This window comes from Bacillus sp. CCNWLW194 (assembly GCF_037120585.1).
In the GTDB taxonomy this organism is placed as follows: domain Bacteria; phylum Bacillota; class Bacilli; order Bacillales; family Bacillaceae_G; genus Bacillus_A; species Bacillus_A basilensis.
Map to the genome: position 1 here is coordinate 62,104 of NZ_JBBBBL010000009.1, position 21,208 is coordinate 83,311.

Below are 21,208 nucleotides of genomic sequence, written 5' to 3' on the forward strand. Positions count from 1 at the left end.
TAGCACATTGCTACGGTTATTTTTCATTTACAGCTAACTATCCGTTTTCTTTTTATCAGGTACAACAACACTTCCGCTTCCGTAATAAGTAGGCACTTCCCCTTGAACGATACGCGTCGCAATCGGAACATCTTGTTTTACTTTTATTTCTTTCGTATGAAATGGAATAATGACTTGCAACGTGACTTCCATCTCCATAATAATTTGAATCGCTGTCGTATTGATCCCGTGCGGTTCAATTTTTTGTTTAATATCCGTATTCACATGACCAATCGTCGTGAAATCAATTGGAATATCGGGTCCTATATTTCCAAGAAGCGCATTATCCGTTACACGACCAAAAGGCACTGCCATCGTTGCCCCATTTTTTTCAGAAATACCTAGCTCCTTCAAATTTCCTTGTTCTACTTGCTGTAAATATTTTTCTATGTATGTGGTCGTTGACGTTACGATTTCATTTACTTGCTTTGTATTTAAATTAATTGTGGATACTTTCCCGTTTTTATCATTTTGTACTTTCATTAATGAATCGACATCGAACCCTTCATTAATTCTATCTTTTACTGCCTTCGTCATAACCGCTGTCGCCATTTTATGCGTCTCTACTTCCCCATATTTAATTAATGTCGGCTGAATGCTACTATTCACAATCCATAATCCTTGCACGAGTAATATGACAAAAAGAATAAACGACATAAGCAGTATGTGGCGAAAGGAAATAGGTCCCCTTCGAAACCGCGAATTTTTCGAACGAAATATACTCATAAAAAAACCTCCTTCTTATATCATTTCTATGCAAGAAGGAGGGACGATATATGCTTATCTCATTTTTAATAACGCTTCTTTTCCGATTGTGCCAGCCGTAATACCTAAAACTTCGGCTTCAATCGTTACTGATTCTAGCGGTGCTTCAAGAAGTTGTTCAATCGTTCTTACACCAACCGCACGGCCAGCAATAATACCTCGATCCCCTAACTTCTCATTTAAAAGACCTACATCTAATGCACCGCACATAATATATCCTTTATCGCTCATTACAGCTAGCAAATTTGTCTTTGGAAGTTTGACGCTAACCGCAATAAACGTATAATTATCGATTATAATTGGCTCCACATTAACCATAGTTCACACTCCTCTCTTTCTTATCTGTATGACAAGAGAAAAATGAGTGTTACAAGTTAACTAGCCTATAGTTTGACAGAAGATGTATGAGTTATTAACATGTCTGTTAACACATCTCTAAGTAGTTCTGGCATATAATATTGTTTGTCAGAAAGTGTGGATAGCTCTGGGTATAAGTAGCCAAATGTAAACATATCAATCGTTCCTACTGTATATATACGATCTAATTCCAGCGATTCCCCGTTAATTAATACATCTTCGAGTAAAATTTTATTCCCAGGAATCTTATCTGGAATGACTTCTACACCAGCGTAAATCATTTTCCCCATCACTTTTCCGCGAAATCCAAATCCTTTTACCTCAAGGTTCTCCATATTCGGGCGACGTGCTTTCAAAATAACTTCCCTTAACGTTTTCCCGGGCACTTTTAATAGACATGGATTAATTGGATGTGGACAAATTCTGTGAATATCTCCGCGCGTCACAACACCTTCTTCTAACCCTTCAAGAAGTACACCAGCGTTCACCATTCCAATCTCTGCACCGCACCACGTTTTCAGCGCATTTGCTAACATGTGCGAAAATGATGTCTCATGAAACCAATCAACCGGTAATGATTCCTTTAAATGAACGACAGGCTCTTCCATAATATGTTTACTTTCTTCCTGCAGCATTTCAATTGTGGATAACGGCTTACTATAAGCTCCTAAACGTTCTGTCTTAATCGCTCTACCGTCTTTTTTCAACAGCTTCTTCGTCTCTTTATCCACAGTAAGCTGAACGTGCCCAACGTAACGTCCCCACTTTTCACAACAACAAAGTAACGTATTATTCATAAGAACACCACGCTCAAATAAATGATGCGTATGTGCCCCTAAAATCACATCTATATCATAATGCTCTGCCATATACTCATCCATACTTTTTCCAAGGTGAGACAGGACAACCGTAATATGAGCCGCATCTCGCACTTCTTCTAAAATAGACTCTAAATGCTTAATTGGATCTTCAATATGCCAATCTAACATTTGATAAAACTCTGGATACGCAACCGTTAACCCGATCAAGGCAATCGTAATCCCATCTGTCGTTGTATGTAATTTATAAGGCTTTGCCCACTCTGGACGTACACCTTCTTTTTCAAATAAATTCGCAACGAGCACCTCAAATCCAGCATCATCATATAGACGATTCAAATGCTCCTTCGCTAACGTAATTCCTTCATTATTTCCGATCGTTACATAATCATATAACGCCTCATTTAAAAGCTTCGTATTGCCAAGCCCATTTGTCGCTTCCGAAATACTATGAAAACGATCCACATGATCGCCGATATCAACCGTCAAAACGGTCTCTCCCGCTTCCTGTCTTCGCTTTTTCTCCCCTTGTACAAACCGAGAAATTTGCGGCCAATTTTCAAAATGACTATGTATATCGTTTGTATGATAAAGGTGGATGATTGTTTCTTTATTTATATTCAGAGAAAAAACCTCCTCTCAGTTCCTTACTGCCATTTACGCTACACGTACGCAATAATCCTGTAAATACTTTTCGTCTTTTCTTGCTATTTTACATTGTACTCGCATTGTGAGAAAAAGCAAAAGATTGCCCTTTTTAATATGAAAAACTTTTGCTTTTTCTAGTTGGTGTGAAAGGATTTTAGATGGTTTTGTGTGGGATTCAGGTAGTGTTGGATTTGGGCAGTGTTGGATTTGTCAAAAAGTTTAACAAAAGGTTCGTAGGGCGTTTTTCAATTGGATTCACCAGTGGATTTGTCAGTATCTTGGCCTTACTTCCAGTCGGTCTCTTTTTATATAAAATGGTGCGGGGTATATGAAGAATTTCTTTTGTCGTAATTTGTTGATAAGTCGATATTCCTTGTCGAATCGTCGATATATTGAAATAATCGTTGATATATTCCGAGTTGTGATTGATATATTTGAAAAATCGCTGATATATTTCAATGTATACTAGCTAGGGTATACCCATGCACATACACCTTGTATTACGACATATGTCGTGTTACAATTTCATCATAAGGTGGTGAACCATAAAATGGATAAAGAGATATTAAAAGGAAGTATCGATATTTTACTTCTCTCCATCATTAAACAGCACGATACGTACGGATATGAAATTATTCAAAAGCTAAAAGAAAACAGCAATGATTTATACACAATGAGCCAAGGTACACTCTATCCAGCACTCAAACGTCTGGAACAAAAGGATTTAATCAATTCCTACTGGGGTGAATCTGAAACTGGTATGAAACGAAAATTTTATCGCATTACCACAAACGGAAAAAAGATATTAGAAGAAAAATTAACAGCATGGGATTCAGTTACAGCTCTTATTAAAACTTGTCAGAAAGGAGCTTTAAATTAATGACGATTGAAGAATACATAAAGAGTATTGTTCAAAAAACAAACCTATCGCAATCTGATAGAGACGAACTATACTTCGAAATTTACGATCATCTTACAAGTTTAAAACAAGAATTTCTCGATCAAGGAAAATCTGAAGAAGAAGCTACTACATTAGCCATTCAAAATTTTGGAGAAGCCTCTACTTTAGGAACTGAAATTGAAAAAGCGATGCAATCCTCTACGCAAAAATATGTACAGTGGATTGGCTGGGGATTATTTTTACCGTATTCGTTTGTTTTATTATTTAAACTATTGCTCGGGAGACCAGCCTTTTACTTTGGTAATCTGAAGTACTTCTTTGAGACAGGTAACTGGCATTCTATACACGGTGGGTTAGTAAACTTAGTTCCTTTCAGAAGTACAATCCGCTATTTAACTGAATTCGATTCTTATAATATAGACATCGTACTTATGAATACATTAGGAAACGTCATCATATTCATCCCATTCGGCTTCCTGCTACCTTTATTATTTAAACAAATAAACAATGTAAAAATGGCGTCCAAAATTTTTATTAAATTTATTTTATTAATTGAATCATTACAACTCCTCACTTTTACTGGTGTTTTCGATATTGATGACATCATATTGAATATGTTAGGTGCTTTAATTGGGTATGGTTCTTTTGTTGGGATAAAGTATATTTGGGAACGTGTTAAATCTGTGGATAAGGTGGATACGATTTAGGTTCAGGCTATACAGTCTGTTCTCCCTGTCGTAATTTGTTGATAAGTCGATATTCCTTGTCGAATCGTCGATATATTCAGTTGGAAACCCCCTTGGGTATCCTGACTCCCCCCAACACAACATAAAAAAGCGCCCTGCACAGCAGGGCGCTTCCACTTTAAATATTAACCGATAGAACCTTCCATCTCAAACTTGATTAGGCGGTTCATTTCAACTGCGTATTCCATTGGAAGTTCGCGAGTGAATGGCTCGATGAAGCCCATTACGATCATTTCTGTAGCTTCTTGCTCAGAAATACCGCGGCTCATTAGGTAGAATAATTGTTCTTCTGATACTTTCGATACTTTCGCTTCATGCTCAAGTGAAACGTAATCGTTTTTGATTTCGTTGTAAGGAATTGTATCAGATGTAGATTGGTTATCCATGATTAACGTGTCACACTCGATGTTAGAGCGAGAGTTTTTCGCTTTTGGTCCGAAGTGTACGATACCACGATAAGTTACTTTACCACCATGCTTCGCAATCGATTTAGAAACGATTGTTGAAGATGTGTTTGGTGCTAAGTGAATCATTTTCGCACCAGCATCTTGGTGTTGGCCTTTACCAGCAATCGCGATAGATAATGTTAAACCACGAGCGCCTTCGCCTTTTAAGATAACTGCTGGGTATTTCATCGTTAATTTAGATCCGATGTTACCGTCAATCCATTCCATCGTTGCGTTTTCTTCACAAACGGCACGTTTTGTAACTAGGTTGTATACGTTGTTCGCCCAGTTTTGGATTGTTGTATAACGGCAATATGCATCTTTCTTAATGATGATTTCTACTACCGCACTGTGAAGTGAGTTAGTCGTGTAAACAGGTGCTGTACAACCTTCTACGTAGTGTACGTGTGCGCCTTCGTCTACGATAATAAGCGTACGCTCGAATTGTCCCATATTTTCAGAGTTAATACGGAAATACGCTTGAAGTGGTGTATCAACTTTAATACCTTTTGGAACGTAGATGAATGATCCACCAGACCAAACTGCAGAGTTTAATGCAGAGAATTTGTTGTCTGTTGGTGGGATTACTTTTCCGAAATGCTCACGGAAAATATCTTCGTTCTCTTTTAATGCGCTATCTGTATCTTTGAAGACGATTCCTAGAGCTTCTAGGTCTTCTTTCATGTTGTGGTATACAACTTCAGATTCGTACTGTGCAGATACACCAGCTAAATATTTTTGCTCAGCTTCTGGAATACCTAATTTATCAAATGTTGCTTTAATTTCATCAGGTACTTCATCCCAAGACTTCTCAGATTTCTCAGATGGTTTTACGTAGTACGTAATTTCATCGAAATCTAAGTCGTTTAAGTCGCCGCCCCATTGTGGCATTGGCATTTCATAGAACTTATCCAGTGATTTTAAACGGAAGTCTAACATCCACTGTGGTTCTTCTTTCATACGTGAAATCTCTTCAACGATTTCTTTTGTTAAACCGCGTCCAGCACGGAAAATCGAAACGTCTTTGTCTTTGAAACCATATTTATAATCGCCGATATCTGGCAGTTGCTTCGCCATGTTGGTGTGTCCCTCCTTAGATAACCTCGTTTTTAGGAACCTGTAACATTACTTATCTTCGTTTAAGCCCTTTTCTAACGCTTTCCACGCTAATGTTGCACATTTAATACGTGCAGGGAACTTGCATACGCCTTGTAATGCTTCAATATCTCCTAAATCGATGCTGTCATCGTACTCTTTTCCTAGCATCATGTCAGAGAAAATTTTAGAAAGCTGAAGTGCCTCTTCAATTTTCTTACCTTTTACTGCTTGTGTCATCATTGAAGCTGAAGACATTGAGATAGAACATCCTTCTCCTTCAAACTTCGCCTCTTGTACAATACCTTCTTCTACTTTCATCGTAAGTTGAATACGATCGCCGCAAGTTGGATTGTTCAAGTTAACGGTAACACTATCTTCTAACACGCCATGGTTACGAGGATTTTTGTAATGATCCATAATAACTTGACGATATAACGTATCTAAATTATTAAATGACATTTGTGAAATACTCCTTTGTCTTGATTAGCGATTCAACAAATGTATCAATTTCTTCTTTTGTATTATATAAATAGAAGCTCGCACGTGCTGTTGAAGAAGCTTTCAGCCACTTCATAAGCGGTTGTGCACAGTGGTGTCCTGCGCGAACCGCAATACCTTCTACATCTAATACAGTCGCTACATCGTGAGGATGTACGTCTTCAATATTAAATGTAACAAGACCAGCACGATGCTTTGGACCATAAATTGTAACGCCGTCTACTTCTGATAGTCTTTCTAAAGCGTATTGCGCTAATTCATGCTCATGCTTTTCAATATTATCAAGACCAATTTCTTCTAGGAAATCAATTGCCGCACCAAGTCCGATTGCATTACCGATAATCGGTGTACCTGCTTCAAACTTCCACGGAAGCTCTTTCCAAGTAGATTCTTGTAAATCTACGAAATCAATCATTTCACCGCCAAATTCAATTGGCTCCATATTGTTCAGCAATTCTTTCTTACCATATAATACGCCGATACCTGTAGGTCCGCACATCTTATGAGCAGATAATGCGTAGAAATCACAGTTTAAATCTTGTACATCTACTTTCATATGAGGTGTACTTTGTGCACCATCAACGACCATAATTGCACCGTTTTCGTGTGCGATTGCTCCGATTTCTTTTACAGGGTTAATCGTTCCAAGTACGTTTGATACTTGCATAATAGAAACGATTTTTGTATTCGGTGTAACTGTTTGACGAACATCTTCTAAAGAAATTGTACCGTCTGGTTGAAGCGGAAGGTATTTTAACGTTGCACCAGTTTTCTTAGCAACTTGTTGCCACGGAATGATGTTACTATGGTGCTCCATGTAAGAAATAACGATTTCATCGCCTTCTTTTACATTTTCAAGACCATAGCTAGCCGCTACTGTATTTAATGCAGTTGTCGTTCCGCGCGTGAAAATAATCTCTTCCATTGATTTCGCGTTAATAAACTTGCGAACTTTCTCGCGTGCACCTTCATACGCGTCGGTAGCTTTCGTACCGAGCGTATGAACACCGCGATGCACGTTAGAATTATATTCTTTATAGTAACGTTCTAACGTTTCAATGACTTGAATTGGTTTTTGAGAAGTTGCTGCACTATCGAAATAAACAAGTTGTTTGCCGTTCACTTTTTGATCAAGAATTGGAAACTGTTTGCGTATTTCATGAATATTCATTAGCGAACTTTCCTTTCAATTACCTCAACAAGCTGTGCCTTTACTCCTTCAATTGGAAGCTCATTAACTACAGGTGCTAAGAATCCATGGATGACTAAACGTTCTGCTTCGCGTTTTGGAATACCACGGCTCATCAAGTAGTATAGTTGGTATGGATCTACGCGGCCTACTGAAGCTGCGTGACCTGCCATTACATCATCTTCGTCGATTAAAAGAATTGGGTTTGCATCACCGCGAGCTTTTTCATCTAACATAAGAACGCGAGAAGATTGTTGTGCATTTGATTTAGATGCACCGTGTTCAATCTTACCAATTCCGTTAAAGATAGATGTTGCACTATCTTTTTGTACACCGTGTTTTAAAATCCAACCTTCAGAGTGTTTACCGAAGTGAACAACTTTAGTTGTAAAGTTTTGTGTTTGGTTACCACGGCCAATTGTTACTGTTTTCGTATCAGCATATGAACCGTCGCCCATTAAGTTCGTAACGTTCTCTGAAATTGTGTTTCCGTCATTCATAAGGCCTAGAGCCCAATCAATACGGCCGTCGCGTCCTACAACGCCGCGGCGGTTAACGTAAGTTGTTACGTCTTTTGCTAATAGATCAACCGCACCGAATTTCACTTGTGCGCCTTGTTCCACGATTACTTCTGCTACGATATTTGCAATACCTTTAGCATTTTCATTTGCAACGTAGTTTTCTACATAAGTTGCAGTACTGTTCGCATCAGCTACGAATAATACGTGGTTATATACGTTAGCTTCTTCGCCGTCTACTAAGAATACAGCTTGAAGTGGAGTTTCAAGAACAACGTTTTTCGGAACATATACGAATGCACCGCCGTTGATTAATGCAGCATGAAGTGCAGTTAGACGATGCTCGTCTACTTTCACGCCATCTTTCATTAAATACTTTTGTAATAGTTCAGCATGCTCAGTTGCAGCTGTTACGATATCTGTGAAAATAACACCTTTTTCTTTTGCTTCGTCTGCTAAAGAAACGAACGCAGTTGTACCAGTACGTTGCACTAATACGCTGTTATTTTCATCGATTAAGTTTTTCACTGCTTCTGGAAGCTCTGTTAAAGAACTTACAGGCTCTTGCTTAGCAGCGTCGCCTTTTCCGATAAAGTCCCATTTTTCAATTTTCGTTTTATCAGGCGTTGGCATTGGAAGTTCAGTTGCTTGTGCAAGAGCTTGTAAGCGGAACTCAGTCAACCAAGCAGCTTCGTTTACTTCGCTTGCGCGTTGACGGATTGTTTCTTGATCGAAAGGTAATGTACCGATTGTCATGTTTATGCTCCTCTCTTACGCTTCTTGCTCTGTTGTTTCGTCTTCAATACCTAATTCTTTTTTAATCCAGTCATAACCTTCAGCTTCTAGGCGTTGTGCAAGCTCAGGGCCACCAGATTTAACGATACGACCGTTCATCATAACGTGAACGAAGTCTGGAGTGATGTAGTTTAATAAACGTTGGTAATGCGTAATCATTAGGCAACCGAACTCTTCACCGCGCATTTGGTTAATACCTTTAGATACAACTTTTAATGCATCGATATCAAGACCAGAGTCGATTTCATCTAAGATTGCGATTTTTGGCTCAATCATCATTAATTGAAGAATTTCGTTACGTTTTTTCTCTCCACCAGAGAAACCTTCGTTTAAGTAACGTTGTGCCATTTCTGGATCCATTTCTAGGAATTCCATGTTTTTATCTAATGTACGGATAAATTTCATAAGAGAAATTTCATCGCCTTCTTCACGACGTGCATTAATTGCAGAACGTAAGAAGTCAGCGTTTGTAACTCCGCTAATTTCACTTGGATATTGCATTGCTAAGAATAGACCTGCTTGTGCGCGCTCGTCTACTTCCATTTCTAATACATCTTCACCGTCAATGATGATGCTACCTTCTGTTACTTCATACTTTGGGTGACCCATAATTGCAGAAGATAAAGTTGATTTACCTGTTCCGTTAGGTCCCATAATTGCGTGGATTTCTCCACCTTTTACTTCAAGGTTTACACCTTTTAAAATTTCTTTGCCGTCAATTGATACGTGTAAGTCTTTAACCGTTAATGTAGAACCAGCCATCTCAATACCTCCATTAATCCTATATATACATTTTAAAAATTCCTAAAACGTTCATATTCTCATTTTATTCTCATTCTAATTTTATATCAAATAAAATGATATCGCAAACGACGAAAAAAAGTAACAATTTTTTCACAAATGTATATAAGTATTTCCTTTTCACCTTTCTATGATACACCTTTCTTCTTATTTATATAAAGAAAAAAGGACTGGAAAATTACCAGTCCTTTCCTTCATATTTATTCACTTACTGGCAGTACAGCACCTTTATATTCTTTATTAATAAAATCTTGAATTTCTTTTGAATGCAGTACTTCTACTAGCTCTTTAATTTCTTTTTTCTTCTCGTCACCTTTACGAACTGCAATAATATTTGCGTATGGAGAGTCTGATCCTTCAATCGCAATTGCATCCTTTGTTGGATTTAAATTTGCATCAATTGCGTAGTTTGAATTAATGAATAAAGCATCACCTTCATTATTTTCATATAACTTTGGTGAAAGTCCAGGTTCTACATCTGTTTTAAATTTTAAGTTTTTCGGATTTTCTACAACATCTTTTACTGTCGCCTTAACAACATCTACACCGTCTTTTAATTTAATAACGCCACCTTTTTGTAATAACGCTAACATACGGCCACGCTCCGCTACGTTATTACTCATAATCACGGTGCCGCCATCTGGTAAGTCTTTTAAGCTTTTATATTTCTTAGAATAAATGCCCATTGGCTCTAAATGGATTTTTCCTGCGTTTACAATTTTATATCCTTTTTCTTGGATTTCTTTATCTAAATACGGAATGTGCTGGAAATAGTTCGCATCTAAATCCTTATCCGCCAACGCTTTATTCGGTAACACATAGTCTTGGAATTTTTTAATTTCTAATTTAATACCTTTTTTCTCTAATATTGGCTGTGCTTTTTCTAAAATAACAGCGTGCGGCACGTTAGAAGCTCCCACAACAAGCTTATTTTCCTCTTTTCCTCCGCAAGCAGCTAATGTAAATACAGACAGCGCTGTAACAACTGACAATAGAATCTTTTTCATATGATGTCCCCTTCTCCTGTATAATTATGTAGTTATAAAAAGGGCCGGCATACACCAACCCTTCCACAGCAATTATTCTTTTACAGGAACAACTGCCCCTTTATATTCTTTATTAATAAAGTCTTCAATTTCTTTAGAGTGTAATACTTCTACAAGAGCTTTAATCTCTTTCTTATCTTTATCGCCTTTACGAACAGCTACTACGTTTGCGTACGGTGAATCATTTCCTTCAATGGCAATTGCATCTTTTTCTGGATTTAACTTCGCATCAATTGCATAGTTCGAGTTAATTAAAACAGCGTCGCCTTCTTTATTGTTATACACTTGTGGTAATAAACCAGGCTCGATATCCGTTTTGAATTTTAAGTTTTTCGGATTATCTGCAATATCTTTTGGAGTTGCTTTAACGGGATCTACTCCATCTTTAATTTTTAAAATGCCCTCTTTTTGTAAAATTGCTAAACCACGTCCATGGTCAGCAACAGAATTACTCATAATAATTGTTGCACCGTCTGGAAGCTCTTTTAAGCTCTTATATTTTTGAGAATATACACCAATCGGTTCTAAATGAATTTTTCCTGCTACTTCAAAATCATATTTTTTATCTTTAATTTCTTTTTCTAAATACGGAATGTGCTGGAAGTAGTTTGCATCTAAATCCTTATCCGCTAACGATTTATTTGGCAACACGTAATCTTGGAATTTTTTCACTTCTAATTCAATTCCTTTTTTCTCAAGTAACGGTTTTGCCTTTTCTAAAATTTCAGCGTGCGGTACGTTAGAAGCCCCCACAACTAGTTTCTTTTCATCTTTATCTTTCCCGCCACAAGCAGCTAACCCCAAAATAGAAGTTGAAATAAGTGCTGTAAGTAATAATTTTTTCATTTGAAACATCCTCCCGTTTTTTATTATCGTTTATCTATTCGAGTCGTTACACGATCACCAATCCACTGAATGAAAAATACAACTAGTAATACACAAATTGTCGCAACGATTGTTACGTCATTATTTCCTCGTTGGAACCCTTCTAAATAAGCAAGTGTTCCAAGGCCACCAGCACCAACAACTCCCGCCATTGCTGTATAGCCTACTAAAGCAATTGTCGTAACTGTAATACCAGACACTAATGCTGGTAACGATTCTGGAATTAGCACTTTCAAAATAATTGTGCTTGTTTTTGCTCCCATTGCTTTTGAAGCTTCAATTACACCTTTATCAATTTCACGAAGGGCAATTTCAACCATTCTTGCGTAAAACGGTGCCGCTCCAATAATTAAAGCCGGAAGTGCAGCACTCGCTCCAAGAATTGTTCCAAGCAGAATCTTTGTGAATGGGATTAATAAAATGATTAAAATAATGAACGGTATCGAGCGGAAAATGTTTACGAACGCTCCAATCGCCGTGTTAACCGCTTTGTTTTCCCATAAATTATCTTTCGCTGTCATAAAGAGTAACAATCCTAAAATGAGTCCTAAAACAAATGTGGCAAGAGCTGCGATTGCCGTCATATATAACGTTTCACCAGTTGCTTCTAACATTTGATTCCAATCAACGTTTGTGAGTAACTTATCCATGTGCAATCACCTCCAGCTCTACTTGATCTTGATGTATTCCCTCTATTGCTTGCTGAATCGCTGTTTCCTCACCATTTAAATGAACAACTAAACTACCGTAAGAGCCGTTATTCGTTTGTGCGATATTTCCTTGCAAAATGCTAACTTCTATATCACTGCGCTGCATTAATCTTTGAAGCACTGGTCTTTCTACAGCCTCACCGATAAACTGCAAACGAATTACTTTTCCATCTGGATACTTTTCAATTAAACTTTCAATCGTTTCATTTGTATCTTCAGAATCCGTTAACTGCTGTACAAATCGTTTCGTAATGTCTTTCTGCGGATTACGGAACACATCAAGTACTGGACCTGTTTCTACAATCTTTCCTTTCTCCATTACCGCAACACGATTACAAATCTTTCGAATTACGTGCATCTCGTGTGTAATGAGTACAATTGTTAAACCGAGACGCTTATTAATATCTAATAATAAATCTAGAATTTGATCTGTCGTTTCTGGATCAAGAGCTGACGTTGCTTCATCACATAAAAGTACTTTTGGATTGTTAGCTAATGCTCTTGCAATCCCAACGCGTTGCTTTTGTCCTCCGCTTAGCTGGGATGGATACGCGTCTCCTCTTCCTTCTAAACCAACAAGATGAATTAATTCATCAACACGTTTTCTTCTCGCCGCCTTATCGACACCTGCAATTTCAAGTGGGAACTCGATATTTTCACGTACAGTTCGTGACCAAAGTAAGTTGAAGTGCTGAAAAATCATTCCAATTTCTTGCCTTGCCTTACGAAGTTCGCTTCCTGTAATGGCTGAAATGACACGATTTGCAATTGTAATTTGGCCAGAAGTTGGTTTCTCTAGCTGATTGAATAATCTAATTAAAGAACTTTTTCCAGCGCCACTATATCCGATAACACCAAATATTTCACCTTTATCTATTTTTAAATTGGCATTATCTACAGCAGTGACATCACCGCTTTTTGCTTTATATATTTTCTTTACATTTTCTAATAAAATCATGATGTTCACCCCTTTTTGTTTGGACATACTCCGCAATTTTTTATTTTTGATGCGTGTAGTCCACCGTTATCACTACTTTTATTATTTGAATGTCCTCCACATTCAAACAACAAAAAAACCTTTCCGCTTTAGAGAAGCAGAAAGGTTTATATGCGTATATAACAACATTATCCCTCTCTCTCATCTCTCAAAGCATTTGCTTTGCAGGAATTGGCACCATTTCAACATAAGTTGACGGTTGCCGGGCTTCACAGGGCACAGTCCCTCCACCTCTCTTGATAAGAGAAATCAGATTACATTTTCGTCTGATTTGTAATTTATGAAATTGTCTATATTTTATGAATTGAATTGTATCAATATCCACACACCATGTCAACAGAAATTTTCGCAAAAAATGAAACTTCAGAATTTTAAGCACCTACTGACATTGGTTTACATATATGAAACATCGATTCAACCAATAGCATCGTTCGATACGTTCCCGAATATTGCACACGTCCATCATTCATTAGCATTTGCAATCGTACATTGCCGTTCACCAATTCTTTTATATCTTCCTCATCTACACAAACGATCTGCTCCGTTCCTCTTTCCTCATGTAACAGCTCTATATAATCTCTTGAAATTTGTAACGAACAACTTTCATCTCCAAAGCGGAAATTAACAGTTTTCTCTCCTTGTCTTAAAAGCGGCTCTAAATGATATTGACCATTAGCGTAATTTACAAATGATTGCAGCAAAGAATATAATTTCACCCTAAATCACATCCTTCATATCACTTTCTATTACACATACCATTCCCTCTCACTAAAGAGCAATCCTGTTACTTTCGCTCGACAAATACTGTAATCACCCTGCATCTCGACATATTTCCCAAGAAATATGTCGAGGCGGCAAAAACTTTGCCGCCTACTTTAATTCCGTATATAAATATTCAACTGAATGAAATGCATATATCTTCTTCATGAGTGTCCCATTTTCAAAAACAAGTAAACACGGTACACTTTCGATTCCATACTCTTTCGCTAAATGCGGAGCATAATTTAAATCTAACATCCCAATTTTCAGATCCTCAATTGTCATCTCAACAACCGTTAACATCTTTTTTGCTAATTGGCATGTTCCACACATTGGAGTATATACATATAGCACTGTTTTTTCTTCGTTCTCTATTAAGGCTGTAGCTTCGGCTCCTGTCCAGTCAATCACTTCTATCATTCCTTACCGTAAATATTCTGTATAAACGTCAATGTCAGCTCCCCATAATACATTTGCTAAGTGTGAAGATGGCGCAGTTGCCACTTCTCGGTACGAGCGATCAATATAAATATGCTCTGCTTGCGGAAATTCTTTTCGAAATTGTTTCCTTAACTTTTCTCCAGCATCATCAGCATCCACTAGCACATACACTTCCTTATCAAAAAACTGATCAACGAGCTCATCCATTTTCGACAAACCAATTGTACCATTTGTACAAACAATTTCCACCGGTTCACGAATAATAGATTCAATCTTTCTTCTATCTGATGTACCTTCTACAATAATGACTTTTTCTACATAAATCATATGTCATCACCCGATCACCATATACTATACAACCTTTAACTTAGTATATAGTATATTCGTTATTTTCATGTTGTTTCCTGTTTATTTTTGCAAAAGAAAAGCGCAAGCGGCTCGTTTAGAACAGGAGGGCATTGGAACTCCTGAACTAGAGGCGCCTTTTGCCTCAAGTGAAGGAGTGAAATGACCGACTGTTCTAGCCGCTGGAGCTGGATCATAATGAAAAGCGCAAGCGGCTCGTTCAGATTGTGAGTGGGATGGAGCTTCTGACGTAAAGGCGCCTTTTGCCTTGCAGGAAGAAGCGAAACCACCGAACAATCTAGCCGCTGGAGCTGGATCATAATGAAAAGCGCAAGCAGCTAGAACTGCATAAAACTTAAACGAAAAGTTTTTCCAAAAACGTTCTCCTACACGATAATTAGTATATGATTTTACGTTCATTATTTTACATAAAATAAAAAAGGACAGCACAAAGGCTGTCCTTTAGTCGACTATAATTAGTCTTGGTTTGTCATTTCTGCATATTTTTCAGCAGTTAATAACTTTTCAACTTGGCTTGCATCAGAAAGTTCAACTTTAACCATCCATGCACCCTCGTATGGAGATTCGTTAACAAGTTCTGGTTGGTCACTTAATTCTTCGTTTACTGCTACAACTTTACCGCTTACAGGTGCGTATAACTCAGAAACTGTTTTAACAGATTCTACGCTTCCGAATGGCTCGTCAGCTTCGATTGTTGCACCTACTTCAGGAAGTTCAACGAATACGATATCGCCTAGCTCACCTTGTGCAAAGTGAGTAATACCGATAACAACTTCATTACCTTCAGTTTTTACCCATTCGTGTTCTTCAGAGTAACGTAAATTATTTGGAATGCTCATGACTGTACCTCCAGTGAATGTATTAATTATGTAAAAATACCTTATTGGTACTTTTTCCACACACTTTCAAACTGCTCTTCGTTAAAACCAAGTGTTACATTCGTTCCATTTGTTACAATTGGACGTTTAATCAACATGCCATCAGATGCTAAAAGCTCGTACATTTCGTCTTCGCTTGCATCTTTCAACTTATCTTTCAGACCAAGTTCACGGTAACGCATTCCACTTGTATTAAAGAATTTTTTTAATGGTAATTCACTTTTTTCATGTAAATTACGTAAATCTTCTTTTGATGGTGGATTTTCAACAATATGAATCATCTCATATGCTACATCGTTTGCCTCAAACCATTTCTTTGCTTTTTGACATGTGCCACACTTTGGATATGAATAAAATGTTACTGTCATAAATTCACCTACTTTTTTACTAACCTTTACCTTTATCATATAGAAAACGTTTTATTATTTCAAACGATTATTCGCTAAACTTTTACTTATTTCGTGATAAATTTTAATAATCCTGCGAATTTTCCTTATTTTCCCGCCATTTGTTAAGAAAAAATAAATATATAAATTTTTTTGATTCTTTCCCAATTCCTCGCTGAACATATATCTTAAACAAACGTTTGATTAACTCCCTATTTTTCTTTGTTCACCCTTGAGCTGCAACAATTTCTCCCTACCGAACATATCCCTTAAACAAACGTTTGATTAACTCCCTATTTTTCTTTGTTCACCCTTGAGCTGCATCGGTTTCTTCCTACCGAACATATATCTTAAACAAACGTTTATTTAACCATTTCATCCTGTAGTCACAAAACCTGGAAAACTTTAAATAACAAAGGCGTACAGATGAAAGAAACTAACGATTTTGGCCGTAATAGTGAGAGTATTCCATGATGTTGAAGAAATTACCGCAAAGAAAAAAGACGCATCTAAATTGATGCGTCTTTTTGCGATGTTTCTTTTGTGAAATCATATAAAGCAATTGCGCCTAAAATAACCAATATACTTTCAGGGGCATCTAACAAAATAGTTCTCAAAGTTTCTGGTATTACCCATTTAATACCTGCCGCTGATTCAAGATATGTTTGAAAATAACTGATTGTAAAATCAATTCCAAATAAACATACAAGCAATGTTAGACCAATTCGAATTAATTTCTTGTTTGTAAACATGTAACACCTCTCAAAATTCACTGGATATTTCTGATTTTAGTTCTTTATATACAAAAATCCCTATATTTAATTTTAACATACAAAATATCCAAATAAATACAATATGCATATTTGCATATTTCTTGCGTATTGAGGAATTACTGTTAATAAAAAAGCCCTACTAGTGTAGGACAAAATGGCTTTAGCAACCCCAACAAATAATCGCATAAATAACGAAATTATTTGAACCACTGTATAGTCAATCCCCGCCCTTGAAATACGGGGAAATCCCTGTTCCTGGCTACTAACCCTAATGAATAACCCACCGCATAACACTACAACGGATGGATACTATTGAGCTCATAATTAAGAAATTACTACAAAGAAAAGCCATGAATAAACATGACTTTCATAGCATAATCACTTCTATATTCAATACAAATTAAAGTGAATTATATTTCTTTACTTTTAAAGGAATAGATATTACATATAAATCTATTACATAAGTAATAATCAAAATCCCTTTTCCTTCATCAGCAAATTTTGCTTGCAGAAACTTTTCTGAAACTTTCCTTTTTCCCCATCTCTTTGGAAGGTATTCGAATCCTAAGAACATAATAATAGCCCAATACTCATTAACTTAACTACTTTTCTTTTTTCCATGATATTTCAAATTCTCCACCATGTTCTTCTGTTATAATTTTAACTTTATATGTATCATCTTTAGACACTTTAATATTATTTTTACTGTTTCCACTATTAACTTCCAGTATTGTATTATCATTTGAATCCAAAACATAAGCCTTTATGGTTCCTTGCTTAGTTTTATCATCAAAGGTAAATGTCCAGCTTTCACCTTTTTTTACATCCATATCTTGAGTTGCAAAACCTGTGAAACTTTTATACTTTCCATCTATACTATTTGAACCTCCATGAACCTTACCACCAACAATCGTTCCCTCTCTTGTAAAACAACCACTAAGAACCACCAAACATAGAACAAATAATAATATATTTTTAATAGTTTTCAACATCATTCCCCCTTATCCTCACAATAAATATCCTCCTATTTACATTCAAAAAAACTATAATAACTATAATATACCCTAGTGAATATATTATAATTATTATAGTTGTAAAATCAATAATGCTATTTCAAATCTTCACGCAACTTCATTTCATCTTCATTTACATATCCAGTAAAAATCACTTCTGATATATGTTCATGATTAAAAAACATATTATATTCGGTGGAAATATTTCCGATAGGATAATAACAAGCTACATAATCCCAAGTTTTCTTAGTTTTTGAATCTTCTTGTTTTCTACCATATATCATCAATGGTTGTTCCCATGTTTTAAATTTCACAACTGAACCAATCGGAAGTAATGTATCTTTCTCTATCTTCTCCATTTTAATTCACCTCTTTACTTAATAAAAAATTTACCTATTTTATATAAAATTAAAAAACTAATAGGAACTGTAATTAAATATATCAATGAAAAGATTATTTTTTCTTTTAAATTATATGTAGCATCAAACATTGTAAAAATAATAGTACCAAAAAAACAAATAACAAAAAGAATTGTTAAAAATTTCTTCAAACTTTCTAAAGTCATACAAGATACTCCTTTTTACTTTATCTCTACTTCAACACCTGTACCCACAGGACTAGCTCCAGGCCCCCAAGGGAAATTCACTTTAAATCCACTTGAACTTACCTTTAGTGAACCACCGGCTTGTCCAAGTGAGGCTGAACCACCAAGATGTAAATCATGATCTGTAAATGGTATAGGTATATCTATACCCGCTTCATATTTTGCTAAAGAGGCCTCCGCCCCAAGTTCAAATCCATTTTTATCTATTTTAGCAGCAACTTCCGCGTTCGCCATGCTTAAACTTGCTTCTCCTTTTAAATCTCTTCCATCAATATTTACTGAACCTTCAATACCTACTTTTACAGTGTTATATGAGGCACTGCCTCCAATAATTGCTCCAGCTTTCAATTCACCACCTATAGCTCTAGCATATAACGGGCCACTTCTTTCATTATATAAATAGCCTTCTTTAGACTTGGTACTTAACAAATCAGTTATTGATTGTAAATTAACTTTATTATTAATTCCTAATCCAGCACCTAATCCAGCAGCACTTAACCCAGCAGCACTTAACCCTGTACCACTTAATCCGGTAGCACCACTAGTCATATTAACTCCATTATTATCTGTTGTTTCAAATTTAAGGGCAATACGCACTAATTCTTCTTCAATATTTTTCAAATGACTATTAAAAGACTCATAAGCTTTGGTTAAAGTAGGCAAATCATTATAAAAAGATAAACTTGAAGCTCCTATCCATCTCATTTGAAGATTCAACAATTCTGAAAGAATCCTATTATGACGATCAGTTGCTTCAGCGCTAGCGTATTTAAAATTTTTTGCTCTATTTCTTAATTCCTCTGGAGTAACCTTGATCTCTCCCATTTATACCCCCCCTTATTCCTATCGTTCCTAATTTAACATTAGAATTACACATTCATATAATTACTGTTTTTCCCAAAAAAATCAAGTTGAAAATTATATTATTTAGAATTTTTAATGATTATATTCCATGATAGTTAGGGAATTCCAGCACATAAAAAAGCAATCTACATATCTTTAGCAATTTTATAAACAACGGAATCATTTGAACCACTATATAACCGATTCCCGCATGCGAAATAAAGGAGAATCCTCGTTCCTGGCTCTACCTATCATAATAAAGCTAAAGCTGCTTGTATACTCGCTCACAAACCAATACCAATCGTAAGGGAGAGTGATGTGGAACTAACATTATCATCCCTTGATAAAACGAGCTAATACTTGATGCACTTCATTAAATTTTATAATTTTATATCTGCAATTGCTGATATAAAATTATAAATCAGTCTCATTACAGCCGCGAATGCATCTCGCATACGTCGTAAAGCTTTCGTGAGCTTCCCAATCATATTGTTATATGTGCTTCTGCATAAAAAATAAGAAGCCTAATTCATAGGCTCCTTCATCATCTATTCAAATAATCTGCAATGGTTTGAAATACGACGATGTACATATTATGAATACTTTCTTCAGTATTTCCACCATTCGATAAACCAACTGCCCATTGTTGTCCTTCACCACTTCCGATATTGGCAAACCCTTGCGTATACATAGCATTTACATCTTTTCGGGCACTGTTATACTCTATCCCTTTTGTAATAAAAATCGAATATGATTTATCTTGTAAACCGATAAAAAACACTGGTTTCTTTAGCGATGAAAATACATTTTTATACTGATCTGTTGAGGCTTCTTGAAAGTGAGCTTTCATTATTAGAAAACCATCTACTTCCTTAGATTTCTTTTCCAGTTCCCCTAACTTCATTTCCTCAAACTTTACATTCCTAAACGTATCTTTCGGTTTTTCTCCAACAACTCCAATTACGAGTGCTCTTCCGTTATATTCTAATTTCTCTCCTTCTTTATCCTTTGCACACCCAGCACTCGCTAGGCATATCAATATAAAAACTAAGAAATACGATAAACGCTTCATTTAGCACCCTCCCCTTCTTTTCAGTCAAGTGACAAAAACGTAAGGTGAATTCAAGAAAATGTAAGCAAAATCGATAGCCCAAATTGCGTTTCTATATTATAATCAATTGAATTTACTTACATTACTAAACATAGGAGATTATCATGAAGAAATTTAAACTTTCATCTTTTCTTCCGTTAAGTTATATACTTCTACTCGTACTCGTAAGTCCCCTTTACGATGTATTAAATAAATCGGCTGTACACGCAGTAGATGTCACAACTGTAGTAGATGATTGGATTCCATTTGTGAAAGCATTTATTATCCCTTATTTACTTTGGTTTCCTTACTTATACGGCGCACTTATTTATTACTGCTTTGCAGATCGAAAGCAATATTATGTCACTTTAAGTAGTGTCATTCTTGGAAAACTTGCTTGTTTTTCTATTTATTATTTTTGGCAGACAACTGTACCACGTCCAACCGTTGTTGGATCAGACGTGTTTTCCGAACTAGTCCGCTATATTTATAGTATCGATCAACCGGTAAACTGTTTCCCAAGCATTCACGTTCTTACTACATTTGTCATTATGCTAGCTGCCTTTAAACGTAGAGAACAACATGCTTTTGAATATTACATCCTTACCTTCTTCGGTACGCTTATTATTTTATCAACGCTATTTACGAAGCAACATGCATTTGTAGACGCCATTTCTGGAATGACGCTTGCAAGCATACTCTACTTCGGCGTTCAGCTGTTGTTAGCAAAAGAAACCGTACGTGTTCCAGTAAAACATAATCATAAAATGTAAAAAGCAGACTGTGGCTTCTCAGTCT

General features: G+C 36.3%; 27 protein-coding genes and 1 riboswitch. Of the genes, 3 read left to right on the plus strand and 24 right to left on the minus strand.

The window, feature by feature from the left end:
- Positions 1-33: 33 nt before the first annotated feature.
- The 3 genes from yunB to V7S50_RS20375 all read right to left on the minus strand — a co-directional run bounded on the left by yunB (position 34) and on the right by V7S50_RS20375 (position 2,603).
- Positions 34-765, minus strand: coding sequence for a sporulation protein YunB (gene yunB, locus V7S50_RS20365; protein ID WP_242254738.1), 732 nt, complete (start codon positions 763-765; stop codon positions 34-36).
- 54 nt (positions 766-819) lie between these two features.
- Positions 820-1,122, minus strand: a complete 303-nt coding sequence (locus V7S50_RS20370; protein WP_088098274.1) for a YunC family protein — start codon at positions 1,120-1,122, stop codon at positions 820-822.
- Between the two features lie 65 nt (positions 1,123-1,187).
- Positions 1,188-2,603 carry a bifunctional metallophosphatase/5'-nucleotidase gene (locus tag V7S50_RS20375; RefSeq protein WP_277930190.1) on the minus strand — a complete coding sequence of 472 codons (1,416 nt, stop codon included), beginning with the start codon at positions 2,601-2,603 and terminating at the stop codon, positions 1,188-1,190.
- A 574-nt stretch (positions 2,604-3,177) separates the two neighbouring features.
- Here V7S50_RS20375 and V7S50_RS20380 point away from each other — a divergent pair.
- Both V7S50_RS20380 and V7S50_RS20385 read left to right on the plus strand, forming a co-directional pair.
- Positions 3,178-3,507, plus strand: coding sequence for a PadR family transcriptional regulator (locus V7S50_RS20380; protein ID WP_000356633.1), 330 nt, complete (start codon positions 3,178-3,180; stop codon positions 3,505-3,507).
- Entirely contained in the window at positions 3,507-4,235 is a 729-nt protein-coding gene (locus V7S50_RS20385; protein WP_098555378.1) for a VanZ family protein, read from the plus strand. Before V7S50_RS20380 ends, V7S50_RS20385 begins: the two co-directional genes overlap by 1 nt.
- Before the next feature lie 164 nt (positions 4,236-4,399).
- Here the strand turns inward: V7S50_RS20385 and sufB are convergent, their stop codons facing one another.
- From sufB to V7S50_RS20490, 21 genes are all read right to left on the minus strand, one after another.
- Positions 4,400-5,797, minus strand: coding sequence for a Fe-S cluster assembly protein SufB (gene sufB, locus V7S50_RS20390; RefSeq protein WP_001118824.1), 1,398 nt, complete (start codon positions 5,795-5,797; stop codon positions 4,400-4,402).
- A 48-nt stretch (positions 5,798-5,845) separates the two neighbouring features.
- Positions 5,846-6,277 carry a Fe-S cluster assembly sulfur transfer protein SufU gene (gene sufU, locus V7S50_RS20395; protein WP_000009523.1) on the minus strand — a complete coding sequence of 144 codons (432 nt, stop codon included), beginning with the start codon at positions 6,275-6,277 and terminating at the stop codon, positions 5,846-5,848.
- Complete coding sequence (gene sufS, locus V7S50_RS20400) at positions 6,267-7,487, minus strand: cysteine desulfurase SufS (protein ID WP_001020767.1); 1,221 nt, start codon at positions 7,485-7,487, stop codon at positions 6,267-6,269. Before sufS ends, sufU begins: the two co-directional genes overlap by 11 nt.
- A complete protein-coding gene (gene sufD / locus V7S50_RS20405) occupies positions 7,487-8,779 on the minus strand; it encodes a Fe-S cluster assembly protein SufD (RefSeq protein WP_000152177.1) in 1,293 nt (430 codons plus the stop codon). The genes sufS and sufD overlap by 1 nt, the downstream gene beginning before the upstream one ends.
- 15 nt (positions 8,780-8,794) lie before the next feature.
- Positions 8,795-9,580 carry a Fe-S cluster assembly ATPase SufC gene (gene sufC, locus V7S50_RS20410; RefSeq protein ID WP_000929163.1) on the minus strand — a complete coding sequence of 262 codons (786 nt, stop codon included), beginning with the start codon at positions 9,578-9,580 and terminating at the stop codon, positions 8,795-8,797.
- A 239-nt stretch (positions 9,581-9,819) separates the two neighbouring features.
- On the minus strand, positions 9,820-10,626 hold the full coding sequence (gene metQ, locus V7S50_RS20415; RefSeq protein WP_242254740.1) for a methionine ABC transporter substrate-binding lipoprotein MetQ: 807 nt from the start codon (positions 10,624-10,626) through the stop codon (positions 9,820-9,822).
- 72 nt (positions 10,627-10,698) lie between these two features.
- Positions 10,699-11,511 (minus strand): methionine ABC transporter substrate-binding lipoprotein MetQ, encoded by an 813-nt coding sequence (gene metQ / locus V7S50_RS20420; RefSeq protein WP_063222139.1) that lies wholly within the window; start codon positions 11,509-11,511, stop codon positions 10,699-10,701.
- Between the two features lie 23 nt (positions 11,512-11,534).
- Positions 11,535-12,200, minus strand: a complete 666-nt coding sequence (locus V7S50_RS20425) for a methionine ABC transporter permease (protein ID WP_000359556.1) — start codon at positions 12,198-12,200, stop codon at positions 11,535-11,537.
- A complete protein-coding gene (locus V7S50_RS20430) occupies positions 12,193-13,218 on the minus strand; it encodes a methionine ABC transporter ATP-binding protein (RefSeq protein WP_199677985.1) in 1,026 nt (341 codons plus the stop codon). The genes V7S50_RS20425 and V7S50_RS20430 overlap by 8 nt, the downstream gene beginning before the upstream one ends.
- A gap of 177 nt (positions 13,219-13,395) precedes the next feature.
- A riboswitch (SAM riboswitch) is annotated at positions 13,396-13,503 on the minus strand.
- Positions 13,504-13,628: 125 nt separating this feature from the next.
- Positions 13,629-13,973 carry a hypothetical protein gene (locus tag V7S50_RS20435; RefSeq protein ID WP_098555379.1) on the minus strand — a complete coding sequence of 115 codons (345 nt, stop codon included), beginning with the start codon at positions 13,971-13,973 and terminating at the stop codon, positions 13,629-13,631.
- 154 nt (positions 13,974-14,127) lie between these two features.
- On the minus strand, positions 14,128-14,436 hold the full coding sequence (locus V7S50_RS20440; RefSeq protein ID WP_002008881.1) for a thioredoxin family protein: 309 nt from the start codon (positions 14,434-14,436) through the stop codon (positions 14,128-14,130).
- Positions 14,437-14,439: 3 nt separating this feature from the next.
- Positions 14,440-14,784: a toprim domain-containing protein gene (locus tag V7S50_RS20445; RefSeq protein WP_000640869.1), complete on the minus strand. Its 345-nt coding sequence runs from the start codon at positions 14,782-14,784 to the stop codon at positions 14,440-14,442.
- 81 nt (positions 14,785-14,865) lie between these two features.
- Complete coding sequence (locus V7S50_RS20450) at positions 14,866-15,222, minus strand: hypothetical protein (protein WP_242255026.1); 357 nt, start codon at positions 15,220-15,222, stop codon at positions 14,866-14,868.
- A 56-nt stretch (positions 15,223-15,278) separates the two neighbouring features.
- Positions 15,279-15,662: a glycine cleavage system protein GcvH gene (gcvH, locus tag V7S50_RS20455; protein WP_000026896.1), complete on the minus strand. Its 384-nt coding sequence runs from the start codon at positions 15,660-15,662 to the stop codon at positions 15,279-15,281.
- A 41-nt stretch (positions 15,663-15,703) separates the two neighbouring features.
- On the minus strand, positions 15,704-16,069 hold the full coding sequence (locus V7S50_RS20460) for an arsenate reductase family protein (RefSeq protein ID WP_000218969.1): 366 nt from the start codon (positions 16,067-16,069) through the stop codon (positions 15,704-15,706).
- Positions 16,070-16,596: 527 nt separating this feature from the next.
- The gene (locus V7S50_RS20465; protein WP_242254742.1) at positions 16,597-16,839 is read right to left on the minus strand and encodes a DUF3937 family protein; all 243 of its coding nucleotides are present in this window, start codon (positions 16,837-16,839) and stop codon (positions 16,597-16,599) included.
- Between the two features lie 623 nt (positions 16,840-17,462).
- Complete coding sequence (locus tag V7S50_RS20470; protein WP_141439223.1) at positions 17,463-17,852, minus strand: hypothetical protein; 390 nt, start codon at positions 17,850-17,852, stop codon at positions 17,463-17,465.
- A 116-nt stretch (positions 17,853-17,968) separates the two neighbouring features.
- Positions 17,969-18,232, minus strand: coding sequence for a DUF4176 domain-containing protein (locus V7S50_RS20475; RefSeq protein ID WP_088020159.1), 264 nt, complete (start codon positions 18,230-18,232; stop codon positions 17,969-17,971).
- A gap of 14 nt (positions 18,233-18,246) precedes the next feature.
- A complete protein-coding gene (locus V7S50_RS20480; RefSeq protein ID WP_141439222.1) occupies positions 18,247-18,438 on the minus strand; it encodes a hypothetical protein in 192 nt (63 codons plus the stop codon).
- 15 nt (positions 18,439-18,453) lie between these two features.
- Positions 18,454-19,302, minus strand: a complete 849-nt coding sequence (locus tag V7S50_RS20485; protein WP_242254744.1) for a WXG100 family type VII secretion target — start codon at positions 19,300-19,302, stop codon at positions 18,454-18,456.
- A 562-nt stretch (positions 19,303-19,864) separates the two neighbouring features.
- Positions 19,865-20,392 (minus strand): hypothetical protein, encoded by a 528-nt coding sequence (locus V7S50_RS20490; protein ID WP_088307956.1) that lies wholly within the window; start codon positions 20,390-20,392, stop codon positions 19,865-19,867.
- Positions 20,393-20,535: 143 nt separating this feature from the next.
- Here V7S50_RS20490 and V7S50_RS20495 point away from each other — a divergent pair, with 143 nt between their 5' ends.
- The gene (locus V7S50_RS20495; RefSeq protein WP_242254747.1) at positions 20,536-21,183 is read left to right on the plus strand and encodes a phosphatase PAP2 family protein; all 648 of its coding nucleotides are present in this window, start codon (positions 20,536-20,538) and stop codon (positions 21,181-21,183) included.
- The last annotated feature ends 25 nt before the right edge of the window (positions 21,184-21,208 follow it).